This is a genomic window from Stutzerimonas stutzeri, from assembly GCF_000935215.1.
GTDB lineage: Bacteria > Pseudomonadota > Gammaproteobacteria > Pseudomonadales > Pseudomonadaceae > Stutzerimonas.
Genome location: NZ_JXXD01000205.1, coordinates 1 through 9,220, shown reverse-complemented (window position 1 = coordinate 9,220; position 9,220 = coordinate 1). Strand labels below are relative to the sequence as shown.

9 protein-coding genes and 1 pseudogene are annotated in these 9,220 nt (G+C 67.1%); 3 read left to right on the top strand and 7 right to left on the bottom strand.

The features are described 5' to 3' along the window. The 6 genes and pseudogenes from LO50_RS18950 to LO50_RS18925 all read right to left on the bottom strand — a co-directional run. Positions 1 to 283, bottom strand: a pseudogene (locus tag LO50_RS18950) (xanthine dehydrogenase family protein molybdopterin-binding subunit); the annotation flags it as partial. After that, positions 280 to 1,266: an FAD binding domain-containing protein gene (locus LO50_RS18945; protein ID WP_044315987.1), complete on the bottom strand. Its 987-nt coding sequence runs from the start codon at positions 1,264 to 1,266 to the stop codon at positions 280 to 282. The pseudogene LO50_RS18950 and the gene LO50_RS18945, both read right to left, overlap by 4 nt. After that, a complete protein-coding gene (locus LO50_RS18940) occupies positions 1,263 to 1,775 on the bottom strand; it encodes a (2Fe-2S)-binding protein (RefSeq protein ID WP_042927739.1) in 513 nt (170 codons plus the stop codon). Before LO50_RS18940 ends, LO50_RS18945 begins: the two co-directional genes overlap by 4 nt. 197 nt (positions 1,776 to 1,972) lie before the next feature. Beyond that, positions 1,973 to 2,563 (bottom strand): nucleotidyltransferase family protein, encoded by a 591-nt coding sequence (locus tag LO50_RS18935; RefSeq protein ID WP_044315986.1) that lies wholly within the window; start codon positions 2,561 to 2,563, stop codon positions 1,973 to 1,975. After that, positions 2,556 to 3,533 carry an XdhC family protein gene (locus LO50_RS18930; RefSeq protein ID WP_044315985.1) on the bottom strand — a complete coding sequence of 326 codons (978 nt, stop codon included), beginning with the start codon at positions 3,531 to 3,533 and terminating at the stop codon, positions 2,556 to 2,558. The genes LO50_RS18935 and LO50_RS18930 overlap by 8 nt, the downstream gene beginning before the upstream one ends. A 72-nt stretch (positions 3,534 to 3,605) precedes the next feature. Then, complete coding sequence (locus tag LO50_RS18925; protein ID WP_041014909.1) at positions 3,606 to 4,172, bottom strand: DJ-1 family glyoxalase III; 567 nt, start codon at positions 4,170 to 4,172, stop codon at positions 3,606 to 3,608. 131 nt (positions 4,173 to 4,303) lie between these two features. Here LO50_RS18925 and LO50_RS18920 point away from each other — a divergent pair, with 131 nt between their 5' ends. The 3 genes from LO50_RS18920 (at position 4,304) to LO50_RS18910 (ending at position 8,276) form a co-directional block, all read left to right on the top strand. Then, the gene (locus tag LO50_RS18920; protein ID WP_041014910.1) at positions 4,304 to 5,599 is read left to right on the top strand and encodes an NCS2 family permease; all 1,296 of its coding nucleotides are present in this window, start codon (positions 4,304 to 4,306) and stop codon (positions 5,597 to 5,599) included. A 121-nt stretch (positions 5,600 to 5,720) separates the two neighbouring features. After that, entirely contained in the window at positions 5,721 to 6,809 is a 1,089-nt protein-coding gene (gene trmA, locus LO50_RS18915) for a tRNA (uridine(54)-C5)-methyltransferase TrmA (RefSeq protein ID WP_044315984.1), read from the top strand. 72 nt (positions 6,810 to 6,881) lie between these two features. Further along, positions 6,882 to 8,276 carry an MBL fold metallo-hydrolase gene (locus LO50_RS18910; protein ID WP_044315983.1) on the top strand — a complete coding sequence of 465 codons (1,395 nt, stop codon included), beginning with the start codon at positions 6,882 to 6,884 and terminating at the stop codon, positions 8,274 to 8,276. 143 nt (positions 8,277 to 8,419) lie between these two features. On the opposite strand, the gene LO50_RS18905 is transcribed toward LO50_RS18910, so the two are convergent. Beyond that, positions 8,420 to 9,220: flavin reductase family protein (locus LO50_RS18905; protein ID WP_044315982.1), on the bottom strand; the 801-nt coding region annotated here is incomplete at its 5' end.

The window sequence follows — 9,220 nt, the reverse complement described above, 5'->3', positions numbered from 1 at the left end:
ACGGCGAGCCGTCGGCGGCATCGTCGTCCTCGTAGGGCTCGTCGTAGCTGGCCACCGGTGGGCGATTCTGATGGGTCAGCACCAATCGCACGCCGGGCAGCGCTTCAGCCGCGGCGGCATCAATGCCCTTGATACGGCCGCGGGCGATGCTGCTCGACACCACGGCGCCATAGAGCAGCCCCGGAACATCGGCTTCGGCGGCGTAGCAGGCCTTGCCGGTAACCTTGAGCGGACCGTCGACGCGGTCCAGCGGCTTGCCCAGTGGAGAGTTGGCGCTGTTCATCGGACGGTTCCTCCGGCGGCTTCGGTCAATGCACGCACGATGGCGCGCCGGGCCAGGTCGATCTTGAAAGCGTTGTCGGCGAGCGGTTGCGCGCCTTGCAGCAGGCGATCGGCCGCCGCGGCGAAACATTCGGGTTCGGCACGCTTGCCGCTGAGCAGTTCTTCAGCCTCCTCCAGACGCCAGGGTTTGTGCGCCACGCCCCCGAGCGCGATACGCCCGCGGCGGATGATGTCGCCATCCATCTCCAGCGCCGCCGCGACGGACACCAGGGCGAAGGCGTAGGAGGCGCGGTCACGCACCTTGAGGTAGGCGCAGTGGCTGGCAAAACCTTCCACCGGCAGCTCGATGGCGGTGATCAGCTCGCCCTCGACGAGGGCGTTGTCCTGCTGCGGCTGGTCGCCGGGCAGCCGGTGGAAGTCCACCAGCTCCAGGCGTCGCTTGCCGTGCGGCCCCTCCACATGCACCCGGGCATCCAGCGCCGCCAGCGCCACGCACATGTCCGACGGATGCACGGCGACGCAGTGTTCGCTGGCACCGAGAATCGCGTGGATGCGATTGCGCCCGTCACGCGCGCTGCAACCGGAGCCCGACTCGCGCTTGTTGCAGGGCGTGGCGGTGTCGTAGAAGTAGTAGCAACGGGTGCGCTGCAGCAGGTTGCCGCCGGTGCTGGCCATATTGCGCAGCTGCGGCGAAGCCCCGGCGAGAATCGCCTTGCTCAGCAGTGGGTAGCGCTGTTCGATTTGCGGGTGCCAGGCCAGGTCGGCGTTGCTCACCAGCGCACCGATGCGCAGCCCGCCCTCGGCGGTCTGCTCGATCTCGCGCAGCGGCAGGCCGTTGATGTCGATGAGCTGGCCGGGTTGCAGCACGTTCTCTTTCATTAGGTCGAGCAGGTTGGTGCCGCCGGCGATATAGCGGCTCTGCGGCCCGTGCAGGGCGATGGCCTGGTCGATGCGTTCGGGGCGCTGATAGCTGAACGGCGTCATTGCGCACCCTCCTGGCCGCGCAGCGTCGGCAGTGCGTCCTCAATGGCGGCGAGGATGTTGGGATACGCGCCGCAGCGGCAGAGGTTGCCGCTCATGTGTTCGCGAATCTCGTCGCGGCTGCTGGCACGGTTCTCCGCTGCTAGCCCGGCTGCCGAGCAGATCTGCCCCGGCGTGCAGTAGCCGCACTGGAAGGCATCGTGCTTGACGAACGCAGCCTGCAGCGGATGCAGCGTCGCATCGCTGGCCAGGCCTTCGATGGTGGTCAGGCTGGCGCCGTCGTGCATCACCGCCAGGGTCAGGCAGCTGTTGATACGCCGGCCGTCGAGCAGCACCGTGCAGGCACCGCACTGGCCGTGATCGCAGCCTTTCTTGGTGCCGGTCAGGCCGAGCTGGTCGCGCAGCAGGTCGAGCAAGGTGGTCCAGGGTTGCACCTGGAGCTCACGGCGTTCGCCGTTCAGCTCCAGGCTGATGGTGCAGGTCTGGCCTGCGGCTGAAGAATTTTCGCTCATGGCGGCCTCACGGTTTGGGCGTTGGTATGCGCTGTCCGTGCGTCTTGGGGTACGACTGGCGTGGTGCGAAAATCGTTCAGCCCTGCTGGTCGAGTGGCTGCGGCTGACTGAGGGTCATCTCGCCGCGAACGGCGTGGCGCTGCGCTCACCGGCCAATTGATTTGTGCAGGTTTTGGTAGTCGCTACGGCGATGGTCTTCAGGCCTGCCGGCGATCATCGGGATGGTCGATGTCTTGCAGTACACCGGGATCGTTCAGGGCGAGCTCCAGTACCGGGTGCGCCGCGAAAAGCACCTGGGCACCGCGATCACCATCCAGTTGCAGCAGCGCATCGCGATGGGTGCTGCCGATGCCGCGCGGATGGCCAGGGCGGCCGTCATAGGTCGGCACGATCAGGTTGTCCTCACGGATAGCCGCCGCGATCTCGCGCAGGGTCCGCGGCTGCACATAGGGCATATCCGCCAGCGCCACCAGCCAGCCACGCGCCGCCGGCGCGTGGGCCACGGCCTGCGCGAGGCTGTGGCCGAGCCCGCGGGTTTCCAGCACAAGCACCTCGCAATCGGCAGCGTTGGCGCTCAGCCAGTCGCGCAGAGGCAGATTGTCTGCACGGGTCACCACCAGCAATCGTTCGGCGACACTGCGAAGGTTGGCCAGCGTGGCCGCCAGCACCGGCGGCGAAGACGCAGCAGCCAGGCTGAGCGCCAGCAGCTTGTCCGCACCACCGGCAGCTCGATAACGACTGCCCTGCCCCGCAGCCAGAACGATGGCGCAAACGCCCGCTTCAGGCACAGCGCTGTTGTTCCGGCAACGCCTGGCTGACCAGGGCGCCGTTTTTCAGCGCCACCACCTCGGCCATCAAGGACAGCGCGATTTCCGCCGGTGTACGGCTGCCGATGGGCAAGCCGATGGGGCCGTGCAACCGCTGCACCTGGCGCTCGCCGAGGCCCAGCGAGAGCAGGCGCGCCTTGCGCTTCTCGCTGTTGGCCCGCGAGCCCAGCGCGCCGACGTAGAAGGCTTCGGACTGCAGCGCGGTGAGCAGCGCCATATCGTCCAGTCTTGGATCGTGGGTCAGCGCGACGATGGCGGTGTGCGCATCCGCTTCGATGGCCAGCACGGCATCGTCCGGCATGCCGGGGACAAAGCGCACCGCCGCCGCGTCCCAGTCGTGGGCATAGCCTTCGCGCGGGTCGCAGATCAGTACTTCGAAGCCGAGGCCATGTGCCAGGTCGGCGACGTAGCGCGACAGCTGCCCGGCGCCGATCAGCAGCAGGCGCCAGGCCGGGCCGAATGGCGCGCGCAGGGTATGCCCGTCGAACTGCAGCGCGGCGTCGCGGCCGGCGGCGTGCAGCGTTACAGCGCCACTGGCGATATCCACGCAGCGCAGCAGCCGTTCATGCCCGGCGCAGCGCCGCAGCAGCTCATCAATCCAGCCGGCATCGCACAGCGGCTCCTGCAGCAGGCGCAGGGTACCGCCGCAGGGCAGACCGAAACGTGCGGACTCTTCCTTGCTCACGCCATAGGTGATCAGCTGGCAGGTCGACGGTGGCTCATCGGCCATGACCCGGGCGAGCAGGTCGTCCTCGACGCAGCCACCGGACACCGAGCCCTCGACACGGCCGTCGCCGCGCAGCGCCAGCAGCGAGCCCACCGGGCGCGGCGCGCTGCCCCAGGTTTCCAGCACCGTGTAGAGCACCACGGGATGGCCGTCACGCAACCAGTCGCGGGCGCGCCGCAGTACCGCCAGATCGACACTGTCCATTGATCTCCTCGGATTCAGCCACTTGCCGCCGGGACCTCCGGCAATGCAAGGAATGACCGATACGAGGCGAGGTTAGTTCGTTGTTGCCGGCACCAGCATGGCGTCCGCCACCTCGCGGCGCTTGCCGCGACCGGCCAGTCGCTCCACCAGGGTCAGGGCGAATTCCAGGGCGGTCGCCGGGCCCTGGCTGGTGATGCAGTTGCCGTCCACCACCACCGGCTGGTCGAGGAAATGTGTGCCGGTGAGGTTGTCGCTCATGCCTGGGTAGCAGGTCACCTGGCGGCCCTTGAGCACGCCGTAGGGATGCAGCGCCACTGCCGGCGCGGCGCAGATCGCGGCGAAATCGAGACCGGCACGAGCCTGCTGGCGAACACGCTCGGCCAGCGGCTCCAGCTCGCCGAGGGTCTTCGCCCCGGGCATGCCGCCGGGCAGCACGATCAGGTCAAAATCCTGCGCCAGCACGTCGAGCAGCATGGCGTCGGCGGTGATCCGGGTACCGCGCGCGCAGGTCAGCATGCGCCGCTCTTCGGCACTGGCCACCAGTACCTCGAACTCGGCACGCCGCAGCACGTCGATCAGGGTGACGGTCTCCAGGTCTTCGGAACCGTCGGCGATCGGAATCAGGACTCGTTTGCTCATGGCCTTCACCTGCTCAATGGAAATTCAACCGCGCTGCCGCCCGGTGTAAGATGCGCGGCTTTTGCGATGACACGCGAATCGCCCGCCAGAGGCGACAGCCCTCACACTGACCGGCACATAGGGGATCGACCATGCTGGAAAAGCTATTTCAACTCAAGGCGCACAACACCACGCTGCGCACCGAGGTCCTGGCCGGTATCACCACGTTCCTGACGATGGCCTACATCCTCTTCGTCAACCCGAGCATCCTCGCCGAAACCGGCATGGATCACGGCGCGGTGTTTGTCGCCACCTGCCTGGCCGCAGCCATCGGTTCGGCGATCATGGGCCTGGTTGCCAACTACCCGATCGCACTGGCGCCGGGCATGGGTCTGAACGCCTTCTTCACCTACACCGTCGTGCTGACCATGGGCTACACCTGGCAGACCGCGCTGGGTGCGGTGTTCCTCTCGGGCGTGATCTTCTTTGGCCTGTCGATCTTCAAGATTCGCGAGTGGATCATCCACAGCATTCCGCTGGCCCTGCGTGCCGGCATTGCCGCGGGCATCGGCCTGTTCCTGGCGATCATCGCGCTGAAGAACGCCGGCATCGTCGTCGACAACCCCGCCACTCTGGTCGGCCTCGGTGACCTCAGCGCCGGCGGCCCGCTGCTGGCCTGCCTGGGCTTTTTCCTGATCGCCGCGCTGGCCTATCGCCAGGTCACCGGTGCGGTGATGATCGGCATTCTGGTGGTCACCGGCCTGTCGATCCTGCTCGGCCTGTCCCAGCTCAACGGCGTGGTCTCGATGCCGCCGTCGCTGGCGCCGACCCTTATGCAGCTGGACATCATGGGCGCGCTGGATATCGGCCTGATCAGCGTGATCTTCGCCTTCCTCTTCGTCGACCTGTTCGACACTTCCGGCACCCTGATCGGCGTGGCGCAGAAGGCCGACCTGCTGGACAAGGACGGCAAGATGCCGCGCCTGGGCCGCGCCCTGCTGGCTGACAGCACCGCAACCATGGCCGGCGCCGCGCTGGGCACCTCGACCACCACCAGCTACATCGAGTCCGCAGCCGGTACCGCTGCCGGTGGCCGCACCGGCCTGACCGCCTGCGTGGTCGCACTGCTGTTCCTGCTCAGCCTGTTCTTCGCCCCGCTGGCCGGTGCCGTGCCGGCCTACGCCACCGCGCCGGCGCTGCTGTTCGTAGCCGTGCTGATGATGAGCAGCCTGGCCAGCATCGACTGGGACGACCTCACCGTCGCCGCGCCGGTCGTGGTTGCCGCGCTGGCCATGCCGCTGACCTTCTCGATCGCCAACGGCATTGCCTTCGGCTTCATCGCCTGGACCGCGATCAAGCTGCTGGCCGGCCGCTGGCGCGAGCTGAGCCCGGCGATGTGGATTCTCTCGGCACTGTTCGTGGTCAAGCTGGGCTGGTTCGCCGGCTGATCGCAGCGTAGGGTGGATGACGCTGTTCTCATCCACCTTCCGTGCGGCAACGCTGGATGGATGAAGCGTCAGCTGCGCGCCCCGATCCACCCTCGATTTACCTACCTTTCCAAGAGTCTTCATGAGCGCTCCGCAATTCGCCCCCGCCACCTACGACGCCCAACTCGCCGAGAAAGCCGCCCGGCTGGTGGAACTGCTGGCGCCGTTCGATGCACCGGCACCGGAAGTCTTCGACTCGCCCCGCGAGCACTACCGCCTGCGCACCGAATTCCGCCTGTGGCGCGAGGAGGGCCAGCGCCACTACGCAATGTTCGAGCAGGGCGACAAGCACAAAGCCATTCTGATCGACGACTTCCCCATCGCCAGCCGCCGCATCAACGAGCTGATGCCGCAGCTGAAGGCTGCCTGGCAGGCGTCGGAAGTGCTCAGCTTCAAACTGTTCCAGGTCGAATTCCTCACCACCCTGGCCGGCGATGCGCTGATCACCCTAGCCTACCACCGCCCGCTGGACGAGGCCTGGCAGGCCCAAGCCGAGCAGCTCGCCGCCAGCCTCGGCGTCAGCCTGGTCGGCCGCTCCAAGGGCAAGCGCATCGTCATCGGTCGCGATTACGTTGAAGAAGCGCTGGTCGTCGCCGGGCGAACCTTCCGCTATCGCCAACCGGAGGGCGCCTTCACCCAGCCCAACGGCGAGGTCTGCCAGAAGATGCTGAACTGGGCCTTCGACGTGCTCGGTGAGCGCGACGACGACCTGCTCGAACTCTACTGCGGCAACGGCAACTTCACCCTGCCGCTGGCCACCCGCGTGCGCCGCGTGCTGGCCACCGAGATCAGCAAGACCTCAGTCAACGCCGCGCTGGCCAATATCGCCGACAACGGCATCGACAACATCGAGCTGGTGCGTCTTTCCGCCGAGGAGCTGACCCAGGCGCTGAACGAGGTGCGCCCGTTCCGCCGCCTGGCCCATATCGACCTGAAGAGCTACGACTTCGGCAGCATCTTCGTCGACCCGCCGCGCGCCGGCATGGACCCGGACACCTGCGAACTGGCCCGTCGCTTCGAGCGCATCCTCTACATCTCCTGCAACCCGGAAACCCTGGCGCAGAACATCGCCCAGCTGGCCGATACCCATCGCATCGAGCGCTGTGCGCTGTTCGACCAGTTCCCCTACACCCACCACATGGAGTCCGGGGTGCTGCTGGTTCGCAAATGATCGCCGAGTGAACGTCGGCCACCCGTCGACGTTCCACATCCGTAACCAATCAGCCGTTACGGAGGTGCAAACATGCTGGTCTTCGAGCCGATCTATACCGACGGTCTGGCGCAGATTTCCTACCTGGTGGGCGACAGCAATGCCGCGGTCGCCGCGGTGATCGACCCGCGGCGCGACGTCGATATCTACCTCGACCTGGCCCGCGAAAAAGGCCTGCGCATCGCCTACGCCATCGAAACCCACATCCATGCCGACTTCGTCTCCGGTGCCCAGGCGCTGGCCGAACGCAGCGGCGCAGAGATCATCGGCGGCTGCTCAGCGGACTACGGTTTCGAGCTGCGCCAGGCTGCCGATGGCGAGGTGCTGGAGCTCGGCCAGGTCAGCCTGGAAATCATCTACTCGCCCGGTCACACGCCGGAACACATCTCCCTGCTGCTGCGCGACAGCCAGCAGGGCAAACAGCCGTTCGCTCTCTTCACCGGCGACACCCTGTTCAACCTCGACGTCGGCCGGCCGGACCTGCTCGGCGAAGACAGCACCCGACAACTGGCCGCGCAGCTTTACGGCACGCTGTTCACCCGCTACCTGCCGCTGGGCGAACGCATCGAGATTTACCCGTGTCACGGCGCCGGCTCGGCCTGCGGCAAGTCCATCGGCGACCGCCACCACTCCACGCTCGGCAACGAGCTGCTGTTCAATCCGGCACTTAACCAGCAACGCAGCGAGCGTGAATTCGTCGACTGGCTACTAACCGACATGCCCGAGCCGCCGCGCCACTATGCGCGGCTGAAGAAGCTCAACACCCGTCCAGCGATGAATACCGGCGGTCCAGCGCTGCCGCCGCCGCTGGCACCGGAGGAGTTCCGCCAGCGCACCGCCGACCACAGCGCCGTGCAGCTGGTGGACCTGCGCTCGATCCTCGCCTTCGGCGGCGGCCATGTGCCCGGCGCGCTGAATATCGCGCTGCGCAACGAGTTCGTCAGCTGGGCCGGCTGGATGCTCGACGACCAGCGACCGATCTACCTGATCGGCGAAGACAGTCACGAAATCCACCAGGCGACGCTGCAGCTGTACCGCATCGGCCTCGACCACGTGGCGGGTTACCTGCGCAACGGCATGAGCGACTGGCAGAACGCCGGCCTGCCACTGGAGTGCGTCGGCGAATGGACGGTGCACGAGCTCGATCGTCGCCGCGACGATCCCCAGGTACAGGTACTCGACGTGCGTGCCCCCGAGGAGGTCGAGCAAGGGCGCGTGCCCGGCGCCCGCCACGCCTTCGTCGCCCATCTGCCCGAAGGACTGGAGCAACTGGACAAGGACAGGACCGTGGCGACCTATTGCGGCAGCGGTTACCGCGCCTCGATCGCAGCCAGCATCCTCAAGCGCGAGGGTTTCCGCGACGTGGTAAACGTGCCCGGCTCGTGGCTCGCCTGGCAGAAGCACGATCTGCCGGTGGCGGAGCGCTAAGCCCGCCGCGGGGTAACCCGCCAAGGGTGGAAAACGGCCGACGGCCTTTTCGACTGCCCGGGCGCTTCCGCCCGCCGGATAAAGGCTATGCCGTTATCCGGCGAACGCTGCGTCAAATCATGCAAACCAGGGCCTTTTGCATCTCAGTACTCCACCTGCAATTCGGCGCTGCGCGGTTCGGCCTGGCAGGCCAGCGTCCAGCCCTGGCGCACCTCGCTTTCGCTCAGCACCTGATTGCTGCGCATGCTCACGCTGCCCTCCACCACCCGGCACTTGCAGGCGGCGCAGACACCCGAGCGGCAGGCGCTCGGTGGTTGCAGGCCGGCGTGCTCCATAGCCTCCAGCAGCACCTCTCCACGCGGCACGTCCAATTCGTGACGGCGACCGTCGAGCGCGACCCGCAGGCGACTGCGGCGCCCGCCCGGTGCGACCGTCGGCACTGCGGCGGCAAAGCGCTCCAGATGGATGCGCGCCGTATCCACACCCAGCTCGCCCAGCGCGGCACCGGCAGCATCCATGAACGGTTGCGGCCCGCAGATGAAGGCGTCGGCCACCGTCCAGTCAGCGATCTTCGCGGCAATCGCCGAGCCGCTCGGCACACCCTGTTCGGCATCAAGCCAGATGCGCAGCTGCAGACGCTCGGGGTAACGCGCAGACCACTCGGCCAGCTCCTCAGCAAAGATCAGCGAGGCAGCATCGCGGCTGGCATAGAACAGCCGTACCTGCCCGCTGCCCTCGACCAGCGCGGCCTGCAGGATCGCCATCAGCGGCGTGATACCGCTGCCGGCGCCGAGCAGCAGCAGATCGTCATCCAGGTTGCGCGGCACGAACACGCCGGCCGGCGGCAGCGCCTCGATGCAATCGCCCGCCTGCAGATTGTCCAGCAGCCAGTTCGACGCGCGGCCGCCGGGCACCCGCTTGATGGTGATGCGCAGCGCGCCATC